We start from the raw sequence: 26,283 nt of genomic DNA, 5'->3' as shown, positions 1-26,283 counted from the left end.
ATCTTACATGTTGTGGTCCGCGATCGCGATTTGCCGAAGCGCCGGTGGGCGGGTCTGGCCGGTATGCCGGTCGTTTGACTGACATGGACACGATCGTTTGCAATAACGGTGCTTGCTACGTATCGGCGGGGGCCGGGGCAGTGTTAGCGATGCGCGTGTCCGGGCAGGTCAGCCCGGGCTTCACCAGCCCGGATGGCGGCTGATCCTGTAACGCCCGTGACGGTGGTTGCGACGTAGCTATGTGGTAATCCGTCGCACGGCCGTCGTTCATGTGCAACAGGAGTATCAGGTGAGTCACAATTGAACGTTGTGGGACAGCACAGGCATGCGTCGGCGCCTAGCGCGGTCCGCGAGAGTGCGGGCATGTGCGGGGCGCCTTTGCGCTGGGCGGGGGTCTGAATGGCACACTTACCCGGCGGACGGTGAGGTGCTTAGACGTGCGAACGGAGGTAGAGGCGAGATGGCTACGGCTGGTCAGCGAGGCGACGAAATAGTCGCTGCCGACCGTCGAGATGTCTTGCCCCTGACCGCCGCGCAGCGGGGAATGTGGTTCGCCGAGACGCTCTCACCCGACTACTCGGTCAACATCGCCCAGTACGTCGATATCCGGCATGAACCCGGAGGCCTCGATTACGCGCTGCTCGAGCAGTGCGTCTACGAGGTGGGCAAGGCGAGCGAGTTCGGCTACGTCCGGCTCGCCGAGGTCGACGGTGTGCCCGTGCAGTATGTGGACCTCGAATACGACCAGCACGTCGACGTCATCGATTTCCGGGCCCACGCGGATCCCGAAGCCGCCGCGATGACGTGGATGAAGGCCGAATACCGGCGGCCCGTCGATCTGCTGACCGACCAGTTCATCGTCATTTCGATTCTGAAGATCTCCGATGAGCGAACCTTCTGGTACAACCGCACGCACCACATCATTCTCGACGGGTATGCGGCGCTGTCGATCATGCGACGGACGGTCGACCGCTACAACGCCATCCGCCGCGGCCAGGAGCCCAAGGAGAAGCCGTCCGCCGACATGGCGGAGATCGTCGAATACGAGGAGTCGTACCAGCGCAGTTCCCGCCGCGAGACCGACCGCGAGCACTGGCTGCGGCGGGTCGCGGATCTGCCGGAACGGGTCACGCTGGCGCAGTCGGCATCGACTGCGCCGCTCTCGTTCGACAACAAGGTCGCCGGCGAGGAACTGCGCCCGGCACTGCAGTCGGCCCTGGAAGAGCTGGCAACCGAGCTCAACAGCTCGATCGCCGTTCTCCTCACGTCGGCGTTCGGCGCCTTCCTGTCCCGCATGACCGGGACCGATGACATCGTCATGAGCCTGCCGGTGACCGGCCGGGCCACCGCGAAGATCAAGGCGTCGGGCGGCATGGTCTCCAACGTCCTCCCGATCCGGCTTCGCGGCGTGCAGTCGCGGACGGTGCGGGAACTGGTTCGCGACGCCCAGCTGGAACTGACCGGCGCCCTGCGCCACCAGCGATATCGGTCGGACGACATTCGCCGCGATGCCGGGCTCGACGGCGGATCGGTGTCGTTCGGCCCGACCATCAACATGGTCTTCTTCGACAACGAGGTCGCGATCGACGGCACGACGATGGAGTACCGGATCCTCAGCTCGGGAATCCTCGAGGATCTGCTGATCAATCTCTATCAGTCGAGTCCGGGTGCGCCGCTCGTCGTCGATCTGCACGGCAACCCGAATCTGTACACCGACGAACAGATGGCCGCGCACCATCGGCGATTCGCGCGGTTCCTCGAGCGCTTCATCGGCGACGTCGATGTCCGGGTGGACGATATCGACCTCCTCTTGCCCGGCGAGCAGGACGGCCTGCTCGCCGTGGGACGGGGAGCGGACGTGGAGTTCGCCGTCCCGCGCCGCGGGGTGCTCGGCGAGTTCGAGGCCCGCGTCGACGAGGACCCGAGCCGCACGGCCGTGGTCTTCGACGACACGGCATGGTCGTACGGCGAACTCGATCGGCTGCGAAACTCGTTGGCGCATCAGCTGATTGCGGACGGCGCCGGTCCGGGTGACCGGATCGTGGTCGCGCTCGATCGCGGCTTCCGTCAGGTCTGCGCGATCTACGCCGTGCTCGGCGCCGGCGCCGCATATGTTCCGGTCGATCCGGCGTTCCCCGACGAGCGCAAGAAGTACATCGTCGACACGGCGCGGCCGTCGCTGATCATCGACGACGCCTATCTGGAGCGTGTCGGCTTCGCCGATCGTGCGGGCGTCCCGGATCGGTCGGCGTCGCGGATTACGTTGTCGCCCAGCGGGGATGCGTCGGCCTACGTGATCTTCACGTCGGGTTCCACCGGCATGCCCAAGGGCGTCGAGGTCGGCACCGCCGCGATCGTCAACCGGATGGATTGGATGCAGCGGAATTATCCGCTCGCCGCCGCCGACGGGGTTCTCTACAAGACGCCGTTCACTTTTGACGTGTCGGTGTGGGAGCTGTTGTGGCCCTTGCAGATCGGAGCGCGCATGATCATCGCGCGCCCCGGCGGGCACCGCGACCCCGAGTACCTCGCGGAGCTGATCCGGGCGCAGCGGGTGAGCGTCTTCCATTTCGTTCCGTCGATGCTGCACGCCTATGTGGACGTCACGCTGCTGGACGGAACGAAGGAGCTCTTCCCCGAGTTCGTGCGCCGTATCTTCGTATCGGGCGAGGCGATCGGGCGACAGCTGGCCGACAAGGTGCTGGACCACTCCGCCGCCGAGCTGGTGAATCTCTATGGTCCGACCGAGGCCGCCGTCGACATCACCGAACATGTCGTGGACCGGCGCGCCACGGTCGTGCCGATCGGCCGACCGGTCGCCAATTCGCATGTCTACGTGCTGGATCCGGCCCTGCGCCCGGTGCCGACCGGCGTCGCCGGCGAGCTGTACCTGGCCGGTTGCCAGTTGGCGTTCGGCTACGTGAGCCGCCCCGAACTCACGGCGAACCGGTTCGTGGCCGACCTATATGGTCAGCCCGGCGGCCGAATGTATCGCACCGGCGACCTGGTGCGGTGGAACGAAGATGGCGAGATCGAGTATCTCGGCCGTTCGGACTTCCAGATCAAGATCCGCGGTCAGCGCGTCGAGCTCGGCGAAATCGAAACGGTCATCACGGAGATGCCGGAGGTCGAGGGCGCGGTAGTGATCGCGCAGACCGAGGCGTCGGCCGCCCCGCGCCTCGTCGCGTACCTGACCTCCGGCGGCGGCGAGATCAGCCTCAACTCCGTCATCGAATGGTGCCGGCGCCGGCTGCCCTCGCACATGGTGCCCGCCGCGGTGGTGGTCCTGGAGCACTTCCCGGTCAACAACTCCGGCAAGCTCGACCGCGCTGCGCTGCCTGCCCCGACCCTCGTCTGGTCCGACGACACGCCGTATGTCGCCCCGACCTCCCCGCTCGAGATCGAGGTCGTCGCGCTGATCTCCGAGCTGCTGGGGGCTGAGCGGATCGGCTTGCGCGACAACATCTTCACGTTGGGCGCCGATTCGCTGGTCGCGGCCCGACTGGTGTCGCGGCTCCGCCGGCTGACCGGGCTCGAGGTCACGTTGGCCGACGTCTTCGACAGCCCGACGATCGAGGATCTGATCGACGCGGCCAAGCCGGTGGACGGGTTCGGTCGGCAGCGGCCCGACCTCTCGGCGGTGACCCGGCCCGATCGGATTCCGTTGTCGGCCCCGCAGACCCGACTGTGGTTCATCAATCGTCTCGACCCGACGCTCGGCGCGTACAACATCCCGGGCGCCGTGCGATTGGGTCCGGACGTCGATGTCGACGCGATCCGGGACGCCGTCCACGACGTGGCGGTCCGGCATGAACCGCTGCGCACCACATTCCCGGACGACGACGGCGACACCTATCAGCTGATTCATCCGGTCGATGCGATCGCGTCGGCGGACCTCTTCGTGATCGAGGATGTGCCGGCCGGCGACATCGACCGTCGGATCCGGGCGATCTCGGCGCTCGGCTTCGATCTGGCGACCGAACTGCCCTTGCGGGTGCGGCTGCTCCGCTCGGTGGATGCACAGGGCGCGGTCGATCACGTGCTCGTACTGGTGATGCACCACATCGTGAGCGATGGTGCGTCGCTGGGGCCGTTGATCACGGATGTTCTGACCGCCTACGCCGCCCGTGCGCAGCGGACCGAGCCGCAGTGGTCCCCGCTGCCGGTGCAGTACGCGGACTTCACGCTGTGGCAGCGGGAGGTGCTCGGCGACGAGAGCGACGAGGGCTCGGCGGCCGGTCAGCAATTGACCTTCTGGCGCAACGAACTACAGGGGATGCCCGAACTCATCGCGCTGCCGGCCGATCGGCCGCGCCCCACCAACCGCGACGGCGCCGGCGAGTACCTCGACCTCGTCCTGGGGGCCGACAGCGTGCAGCGGCTGCGGATGCTGGCCGCCGAACACGGCGTGACGATGTTCGCCGTGTTCCATGCGGCGCTGACGGTGGTGCTGGCGCGCGTCAGCGGCGGCACCGATATCGCCGTCGGAACGGCCGTGGCCGGCCGCGACGAGATGGAGCTGGCGGACCTGGTCGGGATGTTCGTCAACACGCTCGTGCTGCGCACGCGGGTGAACCCCGACGACGATCTGTCGACGCTGCTCCACTCGGTGCATCACACCCGCGCGCAGGCGCTCAGCAATGCCGACGTCCCGTTCGAGCAGGTGGTCAGCGCGGTCGGGGCGCGGCGATCACGTTCGCACTCGCCGCTGTTCCAGGTGGAACTGGTGATGCAGCACGATCAGGTCATGCGCCGGCTCGGCGACGAGGCCGGGATCGAGCTGATCGATGCCCGCCCGCCGTTTGCGAAATACGATCTGTCCCTGAGCATTATCGAGTTCGCCGACACCGGCCGGAACGCCAACGAGATCGGCCTGTCGTTCTCCTATGCGACGGACCTGTTCGACCGATCCACGATCGAGCGGTTCTCCGGCCACTTCCAGCAGGTGCTGTCGACGATGTGCGACTCCGTGCCGGGGCTCGAGCCGACCGTCGACGAACTGTTCCGGTTCCCCGAGGCGGAACTGGCCACGGTGCAGGGCTGGTCGGCCGGTCCCGACGTCGAGAGTCATGGCACCGTGCTGCCGGATCTGTTCTTCGACGACTACGCCGCCGACCCCGACCTGACGGCACTGGTCTTCGGTTCGCGCCAGGTGACGTATGGGGAGTTCGGCGCTCGGGTCCATCAGCTTGCGCGACAGCTGATCTCGTTGGGGATCGGTCCGGACAGCGCTGTCGCGGTATGCATTCCGCGCTCAGTGGAGCTTCTCGTCGCCGTGCACGCGGTCATCGTGGCGGGCGGGCAATACGTTCCGGTCGACACCCAGACGCCGCTCGACCGCGGCGAATACATGGCCGAAACGGCCGGCGTGAGTGCAGTTCTCGTCGGTCGGGGAGAGGCGCCCGCGGTCGTCGCGGGGCTCGCCGATCGGCTCCCGGTGGTGCACGTGGACGCGTCGGTCGATGTCGATCCGCGCACCCCGCCGGTGGCGGACGCGGAACGGCTCGCCGTCCTGCGCCCCGAACATGCCGCGTACACGATCTTCACGTCCGGCTCGACCGGGCAGCCGAAGGGCGTGACGGTCTCGCACCGCGCGATCATCAACCGACTTGACTGGATGCAGCGCCACTATCACCTCGCCCCGACCGACGTGGTGCTGCAGAAGACGCCGATCACCTTCGACGTATCGGTGTGGGAGCTGTTCTGGCCCTTCTCCGTTGGCGCCTCCCTCGCAATCGCCGAGCACGGTAGGCATGGCGATCCGCGCTATCTGGCGGATCTGATCGAGCGGGAATCGGTGTCGACGTTGCATTTCGTGCCGTCGATGCTGTCGGCGTTCGTCGATGTTCTCGGACCGGCGCACGTCGCCGCGCTGCGCTCGATCCGGCATCTGTTCACCTCCGGTGAGGCGCTGGCCGCCGCGACCGCGCAGGCGGTGCTGGCGTCGCTGCCCACCGTCGGGCTGCACAATCTCTACGGTCCCACCGAGGCGGCCGTGGACGTGACCGAATACCAAGTGCACCAGTCAGATACCGTGATCCCGATCGGTGCGCCGGTGCAGAACACCACGACCCATGTGCTCGACCAGCACCTGCGTCCGCTGCCGGCCGGTGTGCCCGGCGAGCTGTACCTCGGCGGCATCCAGTTGTCGCGCGGGTACGCGTCCCGGCCGCGCTTGACGGCCGAGCGGTTCGTCGCCGATCCCCTGGGAGCGCCGGGCGACCGCCTCTACCGGACCGGCGACCTGGCCCGCTGGAACAGCGCCGGAGAGATCGAATACCTGGGCCGCAACGATTTCCAGGTGAAGCTGCGAGGCCAGCGCCTCGAACTGGGCGAGATCGAATCGGCGCTGATGGCCGTGCCCGGTGTCGTGCACGCCGCCGCGACCGTCGCCGATCTGGCCGGCGGGCAGAGCCTGGTCGCCTACTACTCGCCGGCGTCCGTGGCGCCGGAAACCGTTCGGGCGCATGTCGTCGAGCACCTGCCGGAGTTCATGGTGCCGTCGATCTGGATGCCGCTGGAGTCGATGCCGGTCAGTTCGGCGGGCAAGGTCGATCGCCGCGCACTGCCCGAACCGGTCCTGACCACCGCGCCGTTCGTCGGTCCGCGCACCGAGGTCGAGGCCGTCATCGCCGGCGTCTACGCCGATGTTCTCGGCGTCGACCGGGTCAGCGTCGTCGAATCCTTCTTCGACCTCGGGGGCAACTCGCTGAGCGCGACCAAGGTCGCCGCGCGGCTGTCGGCCGAACTGAACGTCGAGGTCCCGGTCGTCGCTCTCTTCGATGCGCCGTCGGTCGAGGCGATGGCCGAGCTGGCCGGCCAGATGGACACCCCGCACCGCCGGCCGCCGCTGGTGCCGGCCGAGCGTGGTGCGACCGCGCCGCTGTCCAGCGTCCAGCGCAGCATGTGGCTGCTGAACCGCGCCGACCCGGCCTCGCCCGTCTACAACCTCGCGATGGCGTTGCGGCTCAGCGGTGATCTGGATCGGTCGGTGATCCAGCGGGCCATCGAGGATCTGATCGACCGCCACGAGTCCCTGCGCACCCGGTACCCGATGGTCGACGGCCAGCCGGTGCAGCTGGTGCTGGATACGGCCGAGGCGCTGGCATTGATCGAGCGCCCGATCGTCGACGTCAGCGGCCGCGACCCCGAGGCGGTGATCGCCGAATTCACGCAGCGCGGCTTCGACGTCACGGTCGCGCCGCCGCTGCGGATGGTGCTGCTGGCGGTCGCGCCCGGCGAGCACATCCTGGTGTTCGTGGTGCACCACATCTCCGCCGACGGTTCGTCGATGCTGCCGCTGGCGGCCGACATCATGACGGCCTATTCGGCGCGCGTGCACGACACCGAGCCGGGCTGGCGGCCGCTGGAGGTGCAGTACGCGGACTACGCCGTCTGGCAGCGCGGCTGGCTGGACACGGTCGCCGCCGACGACGTCAGTGAGGAGAAGCGGCAGCTCGGCTATTGGGTGTCGCGGCTCGCGAACGCCCCCGCCAAGCTCGAACTGCCGTCCGATCGGGTGCGGCCGCGGACCCCGAGCTTCGCCGGCGGCGAGGTGACCTTCGAGGTCGATGCCGAACTCGCGCGCAAGCTCGATGCGGTCGCCCGGCACAACAACGCCACTGTCTTCATGGTGATGCAGGCGGCGCTCGTCGTACTGCTGAGCCGGCTGACGGCGCAGCACGACATCGTCGTGGGCACGCCGTTCGCCGGGCGCAGCCAGCCGCAGCTCGAGGGCGTCATCGGCATGTTCGTCAACACGCTGGCGCTGCGCACCCAGCTGCACGACGACGAGAAGTTCGCCGAACTTCTGCAACGCGTGCGCGACGACGACCTGACCGACATGGCGAACGCCGATGTCCCATTCGATACGATCGTGGCATCGGTGCTGCAGTCGCCACCGATCAGTTACAACCCCATCTACCAGGTGATGTTCGCGTACCAGAACTTCACCGTTCCCACCCTTGACCTGGAGAACCTGACGATCACCCCGGTGTCCGAACAGCTGATCACCGCCAAGGTGGACCTGCAGCTCACGGTGTTCCCCGGTGACTCGGGCGGATTCGCCGCAACAGGCGACGGCTCGATGCGGGGTCAGTTGATCTACGCGGCCGACCTGTTCACCCAGAACACCGTCGAGCTGTACGCGAAGCGTTATCTGCGGGTGCTCGAAGAGGTGTCGGACAATCCGCATGTGCTGGTCGGGGATATCTCCATCGCGACCGAGTCCGAGGCCGCCGATCAGCGGTCGGGTGTGCAGTCGCCGAACGGGCACCAGCAGCTGGCGCTGCCCGAACTCGTGCGACTCGCGGCCAGTGCGGTGCCGGACCGCGTGGCGACCAGCCACAACGGCACCGATGTCACGTTTGCCGTCCTGTCGTCGATTAGCGAGGCGATGGTCGGGACGCTGCCGGACGCCGATTCGGCGTTGACGACGGCGTTGATGAGCTTGATACCCGAGGTGGCCGCATCCGGCCCGGACACCCTCGGGGAGGTGCTGGGGCAGCTCCGAGTCAATGCATTGACAGCGGCCGGCGAATCCAAGACACCCACAAGCGAAGGAATGACTCAGACGTGACCGATGTCGACTCGATGACCTCCGACATGTCACGGACCTGGGGCCCTCGCCCTTCCACCCTCGCCCTGCTCGCTTTTGCCGCCGTTGCCGCGCCGGAAGCCACCGCCGTCGACGCCGTCGCGGGCCCGATCACCTTCTCCACGCTGAATGCCCGGGTGTCGGCGATGGCCGGCGTGTTCGAGGCGCAGGGGATGGATACCGAGGCCGCCGTCGGCGCCGGAATCACCCAGGCGCTCATGGCGCAGGGCACCGCGCCCGCCGACATCGCCGACGCGACCCAGCGCGCGATCGGCACCGCTCGCCGGCGGGCGCTCGACATCATCGGCAGCGACGACCTCGGGTCGCTGCCCGGCCTGTTCCGCTCGTCGGTCGCCCGGCATGGGCAGCGGACCGCCGTCACCGATGAGCACGGCCGGAGCCTGACGTATGCCGACGTCGACGAGCAGTCGGAGCGGCTGGCCGGCGCGCTCGCCGCAGCCGGCGCCGGACCCGGCACGCTGATCGGTATCTCGCTGCCGCGCAATGCGGACCTGATCGTCGCCCTGGTGGCGGTCGTCAAGACCGGCGCCGCCTACCTGCCGATCGACCGCAGCCAGCCCGCGGCCCGCGTGCAGGCGATCGTCGACGACGCCGCGCCGCTGGTGCTGCTGGCCGACGAGAAGCTGGTCGGGGAGTGGGGCGGACTCGGGGCTCGGGTGACCACCCCGGCCGAGCTCCTCGAGGCGTACCCAGCCGCCGGCGCGCTGCCCGCGCGAGTCGATGATCGGGTGCCGGCCTACCTGATCTACACCTCGGGCTCGACCGGCACGCCCAAGGGCGTGGTGATCGCGCATCGCGAAGTGGTGGCGCTGATGGTCGCCGCCTGCGAGGAGTTCACGTTCAGCGAGCAGGACGTCTGGACGTTGTTCCACTCGTACGCCTTCGACTTCTCGGTATGGGAGATCTGGGGTCCGCTGCTGACCGGTGGCGGGCTGATCGTGGTCGACCATGACACCACGCGCGACCCCGAGCGGTTCCTCGACCTGCTGGCCGCCGAGCGGGTCACCGTCCTGAGTCAGACGCCGTCGGCCTTCTATCAGCTCGTCACCGCTCGCAGCCGTCGTCCGGTCGAGCTCTCCTTGCGCTACATCGTCTTCGGCGGCGAGGCGTTGAGTTTCGAGCAGGTGCGCCGGTGGTTCGACGAGAACCCGGCCGATCGTGCCGAACTCGTCAACATGTACGGCATCACCGAGACGACCGTGCATGTCAGCTACCGGCCGCTCGACCGCGCCACGGTCTCCGCGGGCGACGTGTCGTTCATCGGCCGCCCGCTGTCGTCGCTCGAGATTCATATCCTCGACAAGCGGCTGCGGCCGGTGCCCGAGGGCGTCATCGGCGAGATGTATGTGACCGGATCCCAAGTGTCTCAGGGATATCGGAATCGTGCCGAGCTGTCGTCGGTGCGGTTCGTGCCGAATCCGTTCGGCCGGTCCGGCACCCGGATGTACCGCACCGGCGACCTGGCGCGCCGGGTCGGCGATGACATCGAATATCTGGGCCGTGGCGACGCCCAGGTCCAATTGCGTGGTTTCCGAATCGAATACGGCGAGATCGAGGCCGCGTTGCTGGGCGTGCCCGGCGTCGTCGAGGCCGCCGCGAACGTCGTCGACATGCATGATCGCGGGGAGATCCTCGCCGGCTACGTGGTCGTGGACGGCGACGCGGAATTCGACGCGCAGGAGATCCGGCGCCGGGTGGGACGGGCCGTCCCCGAATACATGGTCCCCGATGTGGTGGCCACCATCGACCAATTGCCGTTGACCCGCAACGGAAAACTCGACCGCGCCGCGCTGCCGCGGCCGGTGCTCGCCGCCGACGGTGAGATCGTTCCGGCCGAGGGCGAGACCGAAGAGACGCTGAAGGCGATCTTCCTCGAAGTGCTCGGGCTCGACGAGATCAGCGTCACGGCATCGGTTTTCGATGTCGGCGGCAACTCGCTGCTCGCGGCCCGGATCGTCGGTCGCGCCGCGGAGACGCTCGGCGTCGACCTGACGGTGCGCGACCTGTTCGATGCGCCGACCGTGCGGGATCTGGCGATCGCCGCGGGATCCAAGCGCCCGGGTCTGCCGCCCATCGAGCCCGTCGTCGAGCGGCCCGCGCAGCCGCCGCTGTCGTTGCCGCAGCAGCGGTTGTGGTTCATCAACCGCTTCGATCCGGCGTCCCCGGCCTACAACATCCCGATGGTGCTCCGGCTGCAGGGCGAGGTCGATGAGCTCGCCCTGCGCGAGGCGCTGATCGACGTGATGGACCGGCACGAGGTGCTGCGGACGATCTACCCCGCCGTCGAGGGTGTGCCGTTCCAGCGGGTGCTCGAACGCGGTGCCGTCGATCAGGAACTCGACTGGCGCGAGATGACCCAGGACGATCTGCCGGGCGTGCTGCTCGCCGGATTCGACCTCACCGCCGAGCTGCCCGTCCGGGTGCGCCTGGTGACGGTGTCCGACACCGATCGCATCCTGCAGCTGGTGGTGCACCACATCGCTTGTGACGGTGAGTCATTGGCGCCGCTGATGGCGGACCTGATCACCGCGTATTCGTCGCGGGCGAACGGTCTGACGCCGGTCTTCACGCCGCTGCCGGTGCAGATGGTCGACTATGCGCTCTGGCAGCAGCGGGTCTTCGGATCGGTGCATGACGAGTCGTCGCTGATCGGCGCGCAGCTGTCGTACTGGGCGCAGCAACTCGCCGGCGTGCCCGATGTCCTCGAGCTGCCCGCCGATCGTCCCCGGCCGGCCGTCGCGTCGCAGCACGGCGCGCGGGTCGAATTCGAGGTGCCGGCCGATCTGTCGGCCCGGGTCACCGGCATGGCCCGCGATCGCGGGCTGACGCCGTTCATGGTGGCGCACGCGGCCCTGGTGGTGCTGCTCGCGCGATTGTCGGGCACGCAGGACATCTCGGTCGGTACGCCGATCGCCGGCCGCGGCCAGTCGGTGCTCGACCCGATGGTCGGCATGTTCGTCAACTCCCTGGTGCTGCGCACCGAAATCGATCAGCAGGCCGGCTTCACCGATCTGCTGGAACTGGTGCGCCAGACCGACCTGGCGGCATTCGCCAACGCTGACATCTCCTTCGAGGCGGTCGTCGAGCGGGTCAGCCCGGTTCGCTCCGAGGCGTATGCGCCGCTGGCCCAGGTGTGGCTGTCGTTCGATCAGTCGTCGATCGCGGCGCTCGCGTCCGACACGCTGTCGGTCGACGAGGCCGGCGGGCTGCGGGTGACGCCGATCGAGCCGGCCGAGGTCCCGACGAAAGTCGATCTGACGCTGGTTATTTCGGATACCGGACAGGGCTGGCGCGCCTCGGTCGTCTACGCGACCGACCTGTACAACGTCGACACGATGCGGCTGTTCGCCGACCGTTTCGTCCGGGTGCTCGATGCCTTGACGGCCGAGCCGGATGTCGCCGTCGGCGAGGCGCCGGTGCTGACCGATGCTGAGGCGTCGGTGGTGTCCGGCTGGACCGCGGGCGTGCGGCGCGCGCCGGAGACCGCGACGCTGGCCGACGCGCTGCCCGCGGCGTTCGTCGAGAACGCCGACCGGGTGGCCGTCGATGCCGACGGCCGGACCACGACCTATCGGGAACATGGGGCACTCGTCGACGCGTTCGCCCGCCAGCTGATCGGGCTCGGCGTGGGCCCGGATGTCGCCGTGGCAGTGTGCGTGCCGCGGTCGCCGGAGATGCTGGTCGCCCTCCACGGCGCGGTGGTCGCCGGTGGCCAGTACGTGCCGGTCGACCCGGCCGCGCCGGTGACCGTGGTGCGGCATGTCCTGGAGACCTCACGTGCGCGCGTCATCGTGGTGCCCGCCGGCATGCAGCCGGAGTGGCTGGCCGGCCTCGAGAGCGAGTTCCGGGTGATCACGATCGATCCGGCGGCACTGGCCGCCGCGGACGCGGCGCCGATCACCGACCGGGATCGGTTGGCGCCGTTGCATTCCGACAACGCTGCCTACACCCTGTTCACCTCCGGCTCGACGGGCCGCCCGAAGGGCGTGACCGTCAGCCATCGCGCCATCGCGAACATGCTCGGCTGGTTCGGGCCGTCGGGCGCCGACCGCCGCGACGAGCGAGTGCTGGTGAAGACCCCGTTCACGTTCGATGCGTCGGTGTGGGAGCTGTTCTGGCCGTTCGTCGTCGGTGCGCGCGCGGTGGTGGCCGAGGACGAGGGCCATCGGGACCCGGCCTACCTCGGCCGGGTCATCGCCGAGAGCGGCGTGACGATGGTGCAGTTCGTCCCGTCGCTGCTGGCGGTCTTCCTGGACGAGTCGTTCAACGCCGCTTCCGCGCTGACATCGGTGCGGCAGATCCTCACCGGCGGTGAGGCTTTGGTGCCGGCGGTGGTGCAGCGGGCGCTGGCGGCCATGCCCGGCGGTGTGGTGGTCAACCAGTACGGTCCGACCGAGATGACGGTCGACGTCACGATGCAGGAGATCACCGAGCCGGTCGATGTCGTCACGATCGGCCGCCCGGCGCCGAATGTCGCGGCGCAGATCCTCGACTCGCGACTGCACGCCGTGCCGCCGGGGGTTCCGGGTGAGCTGTATCTGAGCGGCGTGCAGATGGCGCGCGGCTACGCGTCGGCCCCGGCGCTGACCGCCGAGCGGTTCATCGCCAACCCCTTTGGTACGCAGGGCGATCGCCTGTATCGCACCGGCGACCTGGTCCGCTGGACCAACGACGGCGAGATCGAGTACGTCGGCCGCACCGACTTCCAGGTGAAGCTGCACGGCCAGCGCATCGAGCTCGGCGAGATCGAGGCCGTCGTGTCGGCGGCCCCCGGGGTGGCCCAGGCGGCGGCCGCGGTCGTCGCGACCCCGGCGGGCGATTCGCTCGTCGGCTACCTGGTCGGCCGCCCGGGCGAACAGGTCGACACCGACGCCGTGCGCGACTTCGTGAACGGTCGTCTCCTGAGCCATCTGCGCCCGGCATCCTGGATCGTCCTCGACGCGATGCCGCGCAGTGTGGCGGGCAAGATCAACCGCCGCGCGCTGCCGGCTCCGTCCACCGACTCGGTCGCGGTCGCCATGGTCGAGGCCGCGACGCCCACCGAGCGAGCCATCGCCGCGGTGGTGTCGGAAGTACTTGGTGTCCAGAAGGTTTCGGTCGTCGAGTCGTTCTTCGACATGGGTGGCAATTCGCTGGCGGCGATGCGGGTGGCGGCCCGCGCCGGTTCCACGCTCGGCGTCGAGGTCGCCGTGCGCGACCTGTTCATGGCGCCGACGGTGCGGGAGCTGGCGCTCCGCGTCGCTGGTCGCGAGGCCGGTCTGCCGCCGATCCGTGCGGAACGTCCACGCCCCGATGCTGTTCCGCTGTCGTATGCGCAGCAGCGGATGTGGTTCATCAACCAGTTCGACACCACGTCGGGCGCCTACAACATCCCGATCGCGTTGCGGCTGAGCGGAAAGCTGGACCTCGCGGCGCTGCACGCCGCGATGGTCGACGTGATCGATCGGCATGAAGTGCTTCGCACCACCTTCCCGTCGATCGACGGGGCGGCCCGCCAGGTCGTCGGTGAGAGTTCCGCCGACGAGCTCGACTGGGCGATCGTCGAGGACGAGTCGGAGCTGATCGCCGCGGCGTCGGCGGGATTCGACGTCGCGGTGCAGCGCCCGGTGCGGGTCCGTATCCATCGGGTCGACGACCTCGAGCATGTCGTGCTCATCGTGCTGCATCACATCGCCGGCGACGGCGGGTCGATGCGTCCGCTGGTGAGCGACATGGTGACGGCGTACGTGGCGCGCTCGCACGGAAATGCGCCGCAGTTCGCGCCGCTGGAGGTGCAGTTCGCCGATGTCGCGCTGTGGCAGCAGCGCGAGCTGGGATCGCCGTCGGATCCGGATTCCGTTGTGTCGCATCAGCTGTCGTTCTGGCGGGATCAACTCGCCGGACTGCCCGATGTGCTGGCCCTGCCGACCGACCGCCCGCGTCCGACGGTGGCGACGATGCGCGGCGCCGAAATCCCGTTCGAGATCCCGGCCGCGACGGCCGAGGCCGTCCGGCAGGTCGCGGCGTCCAGCGGCGTGACCGAGTTCATGGTGGTGCATGCCGCACTCGCCGTGCTGATGTCGCGGCTGGCCGCGACCGACGACGTCGCCATCGGCACGCCGATCGCCGGCCGTGGCGACGCGGTTCTCGACCCGCTCGTCGGCATGTTCGTCAACACCCTGGTGCTGCGGACCGCGGTCGACCCGGCGCAATCCTTCGTCGACCTCCTCGACGAGGTGCGGATCGTCGATCTGGATGCGTTCGCGCACAGCGAGGCGCCGTTCGAGACCGTCGTGGAGGCGGTGCAACCGGTCCGCTCAGAGTCCTTCGCGCCGCTGGTCCAGGTGCTGCTGACCTTCACCCCGGCGACGATCGATCCGTCGGCGGTGGTGGCCGACCTCGACGACCTCGCCGTCGGCATCGTGGAGGTGGAGGAGACCACGTCCAAGGTGGACCTGACGGTCGGCCTGCGCGGCGCCCGCGACGGAGGGTGGGTCGGCACGGCGAACTACGCCACGGATCTGTTCGACGAGAACAGCATTCGCCAGATGATGAATCGGTTCGCCGACATCTTGGTGGCGCTGACGTCGGATGTGACCCGTCCGATCGGCGATGCGCCGCTGCTGAGTGCCGCGGAGGTCGAGCGGTTGACGCCGGTCGGCGACGTCGCGGGCACGCCGCCGGAGCTGCTCGCCGACATCTTCGCCGAGGCGGCGCTTCGTAGGCCCGAGCATGTGGCGGTCGAGGATCCCGAGCGGTCGTTGACCTATCGGGAGCTCGACGAGGCGTCGAACCGGCTGGCCCGGTATCTGCTGCGCCGCGGTGTCGGGGTGGAAACGTTGGTGGCACTGGCGGTTCCGCGATCGGTCGACCTGATGATCGCGATCTGGGCCGTCGCCAAGTGCGGTGCCGGCTATGTGCCGATCGACCCGGACTATCCGGCCGATCGTGTTGCGAACATGATCGAGGATTCGGGCGCGACGATCGGCCTGACGAACGCGGCCGCCGGTGATGTCACCGCGCACTTCGACTGGATCACGCTTGACGCCCCGGAGATCAGCGCGGACATCACGGCCGAACGGGCGGAACCGGTGGCGGCCAACGATCTTCATGGACAGCCGCGCATCGACAATGTCGCTTACGTGATCTACACGTCGGGCTCGACGGGTCGGCCCAAGGGGGTCAGCGTCACCCACCGGGGACTGCGCAACTTCGGCGTCGAGGAAGCGGTCCGTTCGCAGGCCGACGCGCAGTCGCGCGTGCTCGGATTCGCCTCACCCAGCTTCGACGCCTCGGTGCTGGAGTATCTGCTGGCGTTCACCGTGGGCGGCACGCTGGTGTACCGACCGGCAGACGCTGTGGCGGGCCCGCCGCTGCAGGAGTACATCCAGGCGAGCCGGATCACTCATACCTTCCTGACGCCGACCGTCTTGGCGTCGCTCGACCCCACCGAATTGCCCGCGCTGCGAACCGTGTACGCCGGCGGCGAGGCGGTTCCGGAGACGCTGAAGGATCAGTGGTCCCGATCGGTCCGCCTGCAGAACCTGTACGGCCCCACCGAGACGACCATCGGAGTGACGATCAGCCCGCCGATGACCGAGGGGGCGCCGGTCCTCACCGGGCCGCCGATCAACGGAATCGGCCTGCAGGTGCTGGACAACCGCCTGCGTCCGGTGCCGGTGGGCGTCCTCGGCGAGCTCTATGTGACGGGCATGGGCCTCTCGCGCGGCTATCTCGATCGACCGGGTCTCACCGCCGAGCGTTTCGTCACCGATCCGTATGGCGCACCGGGCGACCGGATGTACCGCACCGGCGACGTCGTGCGGTGGATGCGCGCGGATGACGGCGTGCTGTCGATCGGATACGGCGGGCGCAGCGACGATCAGATCAAGCTGCGTGGTCTGCGTATCGAATTGGGCGAGATCGAGTCCGCTCTCAGTCAACATCCGGCGGTCGATACCGCGGTGGTGGTCGGCGTCCGTGCCGACGGTGAGCTCGCCGGAAGCGGTGAGTCGGTCGTGGCGACGCTGTCGGCCTATGTTGTGCTGCGGTCCGACGTCGACATGGCGGCCCTGCGCGAGCATGTCGGAACCCGCTTGCCGCTGTACATGGTGCCGGGCAGCATCACCCCGCTCGACGCTCTGCCGTTGACGCCGGTCGGAAAGCTCGACCGGCGGGCGCTGCCGACCCCGAAGCTCGCTGTCGACGTCGACTACGTCGCCCCCGAGACCCCGGCCGAACAGCAGCTGGCCGCGATCATGACGGGTCTGCTCGGGCTGGAACGGGTGAGCGTCACCGAGTCGTTCTTCGCGCTCGGCGGCGATTCGATCATGTCGATTCAGCTGGCGTCCGCGGCGCGGGCGGCGGGGATCGAGATCTCGCCCCGAGACATCTTCGAGCACAAGTCGATTCGGTCGATGGCGCGCGCGATCAGCGGCCGTGGCGCCGCGGTGCCGGTGCTGGAGGAGCCGCAGGGCGGCGGCGCGGGCGCCATGCCGGTGCCGCCGATCGTGCACTACATGCTCGAACAGGCCGATACGGCAGCCGATTTCGCCGACTTCTCGCAGTCGATGGTCCTCGTTGCCCCGCGCGAGCTGACACTCGATGGCCTGCGGGACGTGCTGTCCGCGGCCGTCGCCGTGCACCCGATGCTCGGCGCCTCGTTGTCGCGCAATGGTGCGGAATGGGAATTGGTCTCCGGCGCAGCGGAGTTCGACGCGGCCGCCGCCGTGACGGAGATGCATACCGACATCGCCGTGTCCGGCGATTCCTTCGCGGACGTGCTGCAGACCGCATTCGTGGAGGCATCGGGCCGGCTGGACCCGGCGGCGGGTCGTCTCGTGCAGGCGGTGCTGGTCACCGATCCGGCCGGACAGCAGCGACTGGTTCTGGTGATTCATCACCTGGGTGTGGACGCGGTCTCCTGGCGCCCGATCATCGAAGATCTGCTGACCGGTTGGGGTCAGCGGCTCGGCGGCCAGGAGTACGCCCTGCGGCCCGAGAACACGTCGCAGCGGGCATTCGCCGGCGCGCTCGCCGAACTGGCCGACGACCGGCGCGGCGAACTCGGCTACTGGCTCGCGCGGTCGCCCGAACGGCCGACCGACTTCGGCGTCGAGATCGATCGCGGCCGCGACCGCGCCGCGACGGCGTCCGTCGTCGTGCAGCGGATTCCGGCCGAGATCACCGAGCCGCTGCTGTCGGCCATCCCGACGGCGTTCCGCGGCAACGTCAACGACGCGCTGGTGGCTGCGCTGGCCCGGGCGGTGCGGTCGTGGCAGCGCGATCGCGGCATCGCCGACGAGCGGCCGGTCACCATGCTTCTCGAAGGCCACGGCCGGTACGAGGAGGCACTGCTTGGGGGCTCGGCACCGCGGAGCGCCGATCTGTCCCGCACGGTCGGCTGGTTCACCACGGTGGCGCCGATGTCGATCGATGTCGACGGCGACGTCATCCGGACCGTGAAGGCCGCCAAGGAAGAACGAGTCGCGCAGCCGGACAACGGCATCGGCTACGGTCTGCTGCGCTACAGCACCGACACCGAGCTGTCCCGGCGGCCGCTGCCGAGTATCGCATTCAACTACCTCGGCAACGTCGCCGGCGGGGGAGACCTCGCCGCGGACGGCCCGGGCGACTTCATGCCGGACCCGGACGCCCCGCGACTGCCCGGAAGCGTCGATGGCGCGATGGTGGTGCCGGCGATCATCACCATCAACGCCGGTACCACGATCACCGATCAGGGGCGTGAGTTCCGCGCCGAGTTCGGCTTCCCGGCATCGGTGCTGGACGCCGATGCCGTTGCCGATCTGGCGCAGCGCTGGCAGGGCGAGCTGTCGGCCGTGGTCGATTCGGTTGTCCGCGAGGGTGATCCGGGTCTGTCACCGTCCGATGTGGTCGGCGCGCAGCTGACGCAGGACGACCTGGACGAGCTGGCCCGGCGGTTCCCGAGGGCGGATGTGTGGCCCCTGTCTCCGCTGCAGCGCGGCCTGCAGTTCCAGGCGGAGCTGGCGGCCGGCGGTCGACAGCACGGCGCGGTCGATGTCTATGTGGCGCAGGCGGTCCTGACGCTCGGCGGCGTCGTCGATGCCGAGCGGCTGCATGCCGCGGTCGAGCAGGTGTTCGTCGAGCATCGGGTGCTGCGGTCTTCCTATGTCCGGGTCGGTGGCGGCGATGTCGTCGCCGTGATCCCGGAGTCGGTGGATGTGCCCTGGCAGATCGTCGACATCGATCCGGGCGACGCCGATGCGGCGGCGCGGATCGAGGAGATCGCCCGGACGCAGCGGGCGCTGCCCTTTGACCTCGAATCCGCACCCCTCATGCGATTCATTTTGGTGCGCAACGGATCCGAGTCGACACTGGTCGTCACCAGTCACCACATTCTGATCGACGGCTGGTCGAGCCCGCTGATCCTGGCCGACCTGTTCGCGATCTACACGACGGGCCGCACATACACCGGCACGATGAACAGCGCCGGCGGCGACTACGCGGACTACCTGCGTTACATCGCTCGGTCCGATCGCGCGGCCGGCATCGAGGCCTGGCGGTCCGTGCTCGATATCATCGACGGGCCGACCCTGGTCGCGCCGGGCCTGGAGGCCACCGCAGGCCAGCTGCCCCGCGACCACTCGACGATGCTCGACTCCGAGCTCAGCGATGCCATCGAGGAACTCACCCGGACCCGCGGCGTCACGGTCTCGACGGTCATGCAGTTCGCCTGGGCCGTCCTGCTGTCGCGAATCACCGGTGATCGCGTCGTCGCCTTCGGAGAGACCGTCTCCGGTCGCCCCGCCGATCTCGACGGGGTCGGATCGATGGTCGGTCTGTTCATCAACACGCTGCCCGCGGTGGTCGACGTCGACCCGACCGCATCGATCGCGCAGGTGCTCGACCGGCTGCAGGCGTCCAAGGTGGCCGTGCTCGATCATCAGCACATCGGCATCCCGGATCTGATGTCACTGGTCGGCGGCGGCCAATTGTTCGACACCCTGGCGGTGCACGAGTCGTACCCGGTCGACTCCGAATCCCTCAAGCAGAGCGGGGGTGTCGGCGGCCTGGAGGTCAAGGACCTGCAGGCGACCGATGCCACGCACTATCCGCTGAATCTCGTCACCGGTGTCACCGGTGGCCGATTCGAGCTGAAGCTGAAGTATCTACCGGCCGCGTTCAGCGATCGACAGGTCGGCATCTTCGCCGATGCACTCGTCAGGATTCTGCGGGCGCTGGCGACCGATCCGGCGACGACGGTGTCGGCGATCAGTCTCGCCGACGAGGCCGAATACGTTCGCACACTGACGCTTCCGCGCGTGGACACCGCCCATTCGGGGCGGACGCTGGTCGAGCTGTTCGACGCGCGCGCGCAGGCCTTCGCCGACAGTCCCGCGGTCACCGATCCGGTGCGCACTCTGAGCTATCGCGAACTGTCGGAGCGGTCGGCGGCCGCGGCCGCGGCGCTGCGCGGTCGGGGTGTCCGGCCGGGCGATCTGGTCGCGGTGGCGCCGGCGCGCACGGCCGACCTGGTCGTCGCGATCCTGGGCGTGCTGCGGGCGGGTGCCGGGTATCTGCCGTTGGACACGACGAACCCGGTCGAGCGCCTGAAGTTCATCGTCTCCGACGCGGCTCCGACCGCGGTGGTCACGGACGAGTCCACCGCCGGGCTGGGGCTGTGGGGCGAGCTCGACGGTTCGGTGGCGGTCGCGACGGTGGCCGACCTGGTTGCCGAAGGTGCGGCGCAGCCGTTCGAAGGCAGTGCGGCGCTCGCGGATTCGCGGGCCTACGTGATCTACACCTCGGGTTCGACCGGTCGCCCGAAGGGTGTGGAAGTCACGCATCGTGACGTCGTCACCCTGATGGACGCGGCCGCGGAGGACTTCGAGTTCCGTTCCGATGACGTGTGGACGATGTTCCACTCCTATGCATTCGATTTCTCGGTGTGGGAGCTGTGGGGCCCGCTGCTGTCCGGCGGTCGGCTGCTGCTGATCGACCGCGATGTGGCGCGGGCGCCGGAGGAATTCCTGGCGTTGCTGTCGCGCGAGGGCGTGACCGTGCTCAGCCAGACGCCGTCCGCGTTCTATCAGCTCGCCGAGGCGCGTCGACGCGCCTCGGCGATGCCGCTGTCGTTGCGCTACATCGTGTTCGGTGGCGAGGCGCTGAGCTTCGACCAGGTGCGGCGCTGGTTCGACGACAACCCGGCGGACACGGCGCAGTTGGTCAACATGTATGGCATCACCGAAACCACGGTGCATGTCAGCTACCGGCCGCTCGACCGGGCGACGGTCGGCGCGAACGATGCGAGCTTCATCGGCCGGCCGCTGTCGTCGTTGGCGATCCACGTCCTCGACGACCGCCTGCGGCCGGTGCCCGAGGGCGTCGTCGGCGAAATGTATGTCGCCGGTGGCCAGTTGGCGCAGTCTTATCTTGATCGCGCCGAACTGAGCGCCACCCGGTTCGTGGCGTCGCCGTATGGGCTGGCCGGGACCCGGATGTACCGCACCGGTGACCTCGCGCGGCGCGTCGGCGATGACATCGAATACTTCGGGCGCGGCGATGCGCAGGTTCAGTTGCGTGGCTATCGCATCGAGTTCGGTGAGATCGAGGCCGCGCTGTTGAGTGTCGACGGCATCACGGCCGGCGCCGCTCGGGTCGTCGAGCTGCCCGGCCGGGGGGAGCAGCTGATCGGTTATGTGATTCCGGAAGCCGGTGCACCCGAGCCCGATTCGGCGGATGTGCGGGCGGCTGTGGGTCGGTTTGTGCCCGGCTATATGGTGCCCGACCTGATCATGACGGTGTCGATGCTGCCACTGACCGCGAACGGCAAGTTGGACCGGGATGCGTTGCCGCTGCCGGATGCGGTTGTCATGGTCGACGAGATCGTCGAGCCAGCGACCGCCGATGAGACGGTTGTGGCGCAGGTATTCGCCGATGTGCTCGGGATCGACGAGATCAGTGTGACGACAAGCTTCTTCGACCTGGGCGGCAACTCGCTGTCCGCGACGCGCCTGGCGGCGCGGGTGGCTGACGCGCTCGGGGTCGAGGTGTCGGTCCGGGACGTGTTCGAGGCGCCGTCGGTGCGTGAGTTGGCGATCAAGGTCGCCGGCAATGCGGCGGCGTTGGCGCCCGTCGTCGCGGTATCGCCGCGGCCGCAGCGGATTCCGTTGTCGTTCGCACAGCAGCGGATGTGGTTCATCAACCAATTCGAGCCGGATCAGCCGACATACAACATTCCCGCCGTGCTGCAGCTGATGGGTGAGCTCGATATTGCGGCGCTACGCGTCGCGGTCCGTGACGTCATTGAGCGTCATGAAGTGTTGCGGACGTCGTTCCCTGCGCTCGACGGCGAGCCGCAACAGCTGGTCGGCGACCTCGCCGAGTACGGCAGGCGTGGCATATTCGATGTCGTCGCCTCGCAGGCAGACCTGGTGACCGCCGCGACAACAGGTTTCAACCTCACCTCAGAGTGGCCACTGCGCGTGCGCGTATGGCGGCGCAGCGCGAATGAGACTGTTCTTGCTGTGGTCGTGCACCACGCCGGTGCCGATGGAGAATCGCTGGCTCCGCTGATTTCGGACCTGGTGGCGGCGTACGCGGCCCGCGTTTCGGGCGACGCACCGGAGTTCTCGCCGATGCCAGTCCAATTCGGCGATTACGCGATCTGGCAGCATCGAGTTCTCGGTTCCGTCAGTGACCCGAATTCTGTTGTTGCACAACAGGTCGAGTATTGGAAGTCGCAGCTGCTCGGACTCCCGGCAGTATTGGAGCTGCCTGCGGATCGTCCGCGGCCGGCCGTCGCCTCGCATCGCGGCGACGACATCACGTTCGAGATCCCCGCGGAGGTCGTCGACCGCATCACCGAGGTTGCACAAGCGCACGGGATGACCCCGTTCATGGTGGTACATGGCGCGCTGGCGGTGTTGCTGGCTCGGCTGTCCGCGACGGACGACATCGCGGTAGCCACCCCGATCTCCGGTCGTGGCCAGGCGGTGCTCGACCCGATCGTCGGCATGTTCGTGAACACCCTGGTGCTGCGGGCGCGGGTGGATGTCGGGCGGTCGTTCGACCAGTTGCTTGAACAGGTTCGCGTAACCGACCTGAATGCGTTCGCGCATGCTGACGTTCCGTTCGAGTCTGTGGTCGAAGCCCTGGATCCGGTGCGGTCCGAAGCATTTTCGCCGTTGGCACAGGTGATGTTGTCGTTCGATCCGGCAGCATCGGCTGGTGATGCGCCGACCACCGTCGCAGGGCTGCGCGTCGAACCGATGGATCCGCCGATGGTCCCGGCACAACTGGATCTTTCGGTCACGGTAGCCACCGCGGCTACCGGCGCCTGGCGTGGCTCGGCGATCTTTGCGACTGATCTCTTCGATGTCGGCACGGTCGAATCGATGATGGATCGACTCGTCTTGTTGCTGTCTGAACTGACGGCGGATCCGACCGTGCCGGTCGGGGACGCGTTGTGGCTGTCTGACGATTCGGCCGATCGAATGCTGGAGATTTCGACCGGGCCAGCGGTTGAAGTGCCACAAGGAACGGTGGCGGATCTGGTGACCGCGCAGGCGATTCGTTCGCCGAAGCGCGTGGCGGTGACGTGTTCCGGTCGTGAACTTTCATACGCAGAGTTTGCGGCCCGGGTCAATATCCTTGCGCGTGAGCTCATCTCGTTTGGTATCGGTCCGGATGACGCGGTAGTGGTGTGCATCGATCGCGGTATCGAGATGATGATTGCAATCCACGCAGTCCTTGCCGCAGGCGGCCAGTACGTGCCGATCGACACGGCGGCGCCCCCCGAGCGGGCGGCATACATGGTGGATACCGCATGTGCGCAGCTGGCTCTTGTGGCGGCCGGTGTGGTGCCGACGGGTATTGCGGGGGTCGACGTCCGGTTGATCGAGGTCGACTCCGAGGCGGAGGTGGATCCGGCTGTCGAGCCGGTCACCGATGCCGATCGTCTGGCCCCGCTTCGGGATTCGCACGCAGCTTATACGTTGTTCACGTCAGGATCGACAGGTCGCCCGAAGGGGGTGACAGTCTCGCATCGAGCCGTGATCAATCGTCTCGACTGGATGCGTGACCGTTACGAATTGACCGGGCGTGACGTTTTCCTGCAGAAGACGCCGTACACGTTCGATGTCTCGGTGTGGGAGCTGCTGCTGCCTGTCATGATCGGCGCCCGAGTAATCGTCGCCGAGCCGCAGCGCCACGGCGACGCCGACCATCTCGCCGACCTGATCGCGACAAGTCGGGTGACGGTGATTCACTTCGTGCCATCGATGCTCTCGGCGTTCATCGACGTAATGGGCGCTGACCGGCTCGCGAGCTTGACGTCGTTGTCGTTGGTTTTTGCGTCTGGTGAGGCACTGACACTGAGCCCGGCACAGGGGGTCCTCGACGTTCTGCCAACGGTGCGGCTGGTCAACCTGTATGGACCGACCGAGGCTGCGGTGGATGTCACTGCCCGTGAGGTGCATCGGGATGACACGTCGATCTCCATCGGCCGACCGGTGGCGAATACCCAGGCGTATGTGCTTGATTCGCGTTTACGGCCAACGCCGGTCGGTGTCCCGGGCGAACTATATCTCGGGGGTGTACAGCTGGCACGTGGATACGCGTCGCGCGGCGATCTCACCGCCGACCGGTTCGTCGCGAACCCTTTTGCCTCGGAGCCGGGCGCGCGGCTGTATCGCACCGGAGACCTGGTGCGCTGGAACGGGGCTGATGAGATCGAGTACCTGGGGCGCACGGACTTCCAGGTAAAGCTCCGCGGCCAGCGGCTGGAGCTCGGCGAGATCGAGGCCGTACTCGGTTCGGTACCCGGTGTGGTTCACGCGGCGGTGGGGGTGCGCGACAGCCATGACGGCGGTCAGCAGCTGGTCGGCTATTTCTCGCCGGCATCGGTCGATACCGGCACCATCAAGGAGGCGATGTCGAAGGCGTTGCCGTCCTACATGATTCCTGACGTTTGGGTCGGGCTGGATGACGTCGTTCTAGGCAGCACCGGCAAGCTGGACCGCAAGGCCCTGCCGGTACCCGACTTCGCTGTCGTCAGCACCGAATTCGTGGCTCCCGAGGGAGACAGCGAGATCGCCCTGGCCGCGGCATTCGCCGATGTGCTGGGCGTGGAAGAGGTCAGCGTCACCGAGTCGTTTTTCGATCTCGGTGGTAACTCGCTGTCGGCGATGCGCCTGGCCGCCCGGGCGGGCGATGCGCTCGGGGTCGAGGTATCGGTGCGCGACGTGTTCGAGGCGTCCTCCGTGCGTGAGCTTGCGGAGAGGTCGGCGAACGGCGTCGAGGCGTTGCCGCCGATCACCGCGGTGGTGCCGCGCCCGGAAACCATCCCGTTGTCTTTCGCACAGCAGCGGATGTGGTTCATCAACCAGTTCGACCCGTCGCTGCCGACTTACAACATCCCTGCGGTGCTGCGCCTCACCGGCGATGTCGACCTCGACGCGCTGCATGCTGCCGTCATCGATGTGGTCGGTCGACACGAGATTCTGCGGACCACCTTCCCGTCGGTGAATGGCGCGCCGCAGCAGCTCGTCGGTTCGGCGGACGGCATCGCCGAACAGCTGGACTGGCGAATCGTGCAGTCGCAGCAGGAGATCCAGGACGCGATCACCACCGGATTCGACGTGAGCACGCAGCCGCCGATCCGCTTCCGGCTCTGGCCGGACGCGCCCGGGACCTGGGTGCTCGCCGTGGTGGCGCATCACATCGGTGCCGACGGCGAGTCGATGGGTCCGCTGGTCGCGGACATGGTGACCGCATACCTGGCTCGCCACGAGGGTCATCGACCGGAATTCGCCCCGCTCGCAGTTCAATTCGCGGACTATGCGATCTGGCAGCACGAGGTGCTGGGCTCGGCCGACGACGCCGAGTCGGTGGTCGCCCGTCAGCTGGCCTACTGGACCAAGCAGTTGTCGTCGCTGCCGGACGTCCTCGACCTGCCGGCCGATCGGCCGCGGCCCGCGATCGCGAGCAACGCCGGCGCGAAGATCGAATTCGACATCGCGCCGGAGATCGCCGAGCGGATCGCGGGGGTGGCGCGCACGACCGGCTCGACCCCGTTCATGGTGGTCCACGCCGCTCTCGCGGCGCTGCTGGCGCGGCTGTCGGCCACCGGCGACATCGCGGTCGCGACGCCGATCGCGGGCCGCGGTCAGGCCGCGATCGATCCGTTGGTCGGCATGTTCGTCAACACCCTGGTGCTGCGTACCGAGGTCGATCCGAGCCGGTCGTTCGCGAGCCTGCTGGAGCAGACCCGCGGCGTCGATCTCGACGCGTACGCGCATGCCGACGTGCCCTTCGAAACGTTGGTCGACGCTCTGAAACCCGTTCGGTCCGAGGCTTTCGCGCCGCTGGCGCAGGTCATGCTGACGCTCGATCATGCCGCCGCGCAGCCCGCGGGAATCGATGCCGCCGGTATACGGATCGAGCCGCTGACCGCGCCGACGGTGAGCGCGCAGGTCGACCTGACCGTCGGCATCACCGCCACCGACAGTGCCGCCGGCTGGACCGGCATCGCGATCTACGCGACCGATCTCTTCGACGAATCCACCGTGCGCACGGTGATCGACCGCTTCCTGGCGCTCGTCGGTGCGTTGACCGCGGCTCCGCAGCGAGTCATCGGCGACGTCGATCTGGTGACATCGGGCGAGAAGGCCGTGATCGCGGGTCGTTCGACGGGACGTCAGATC

The 26,283-nt window shown here is 68.1% G+C and carries 2 protein-coding genes (1 of these 2 running past the window's edge); both read left to right on the top strand.

Annotated features, from left to right (window positions below; translation table 11 throughout):
- Window positions 1-460 precede the first annotated feature (460 nt).
- On the top strand, window positions 461-8,578 hold the full coding sequence (locus G341_RS0104035) for an amino acid adenylation domain-containing protein (RefSeq protein ID WP_081622417.1): 8,118 nt from the start codon (window positions 461-463) through the stop codon (window positions 8,576-8,578).
- Window positions 8,575-26,283, top strand: the 5' portion of a protein-coding gene (locus G341_RS0104030) for a non-ribosomal peptide synthase/polyketide synthase (RefSeq protein ID WP_018177826.1). It continues 22,113 nt past the right edge of the window; 17,709 of the gene's 39,822 nt are visible here — the first part of the coding sequence; the start codon lies at window positions 8,575-8,577; its stop codon lies off the right edge, out of view. The genes G341_RS0104035 and G341_RS0104030 overlap by 4 nt, the downstream gene beginning before the upstream one ends.

Source organism: Jongsikchunia kroppenstedtii DSM 45133 (assembly GCF_000380485.1).
Classification (GTDB): Bacteria; Actinomycetota; Actinomycetes; order Mycobacteriales; family Mycobacteriaceae; genus Jongsikchunia; species Jongsikchunia kroppenstedtii.
Note: the sequence above shows the minus strand (reverse complement) of the source record. Positions and strands in the feature narration are given on the sequence as shown.

Excerpts from the sequence above, each read along its gene's own strand:
- G341_RS0104035 (WP_081622417.1), top strand. The coding sequence starts at position 461 with ATGGCTACGGCTGGTCAGCGAGGCGACGAAATAGTCGCTGCCGACCGT.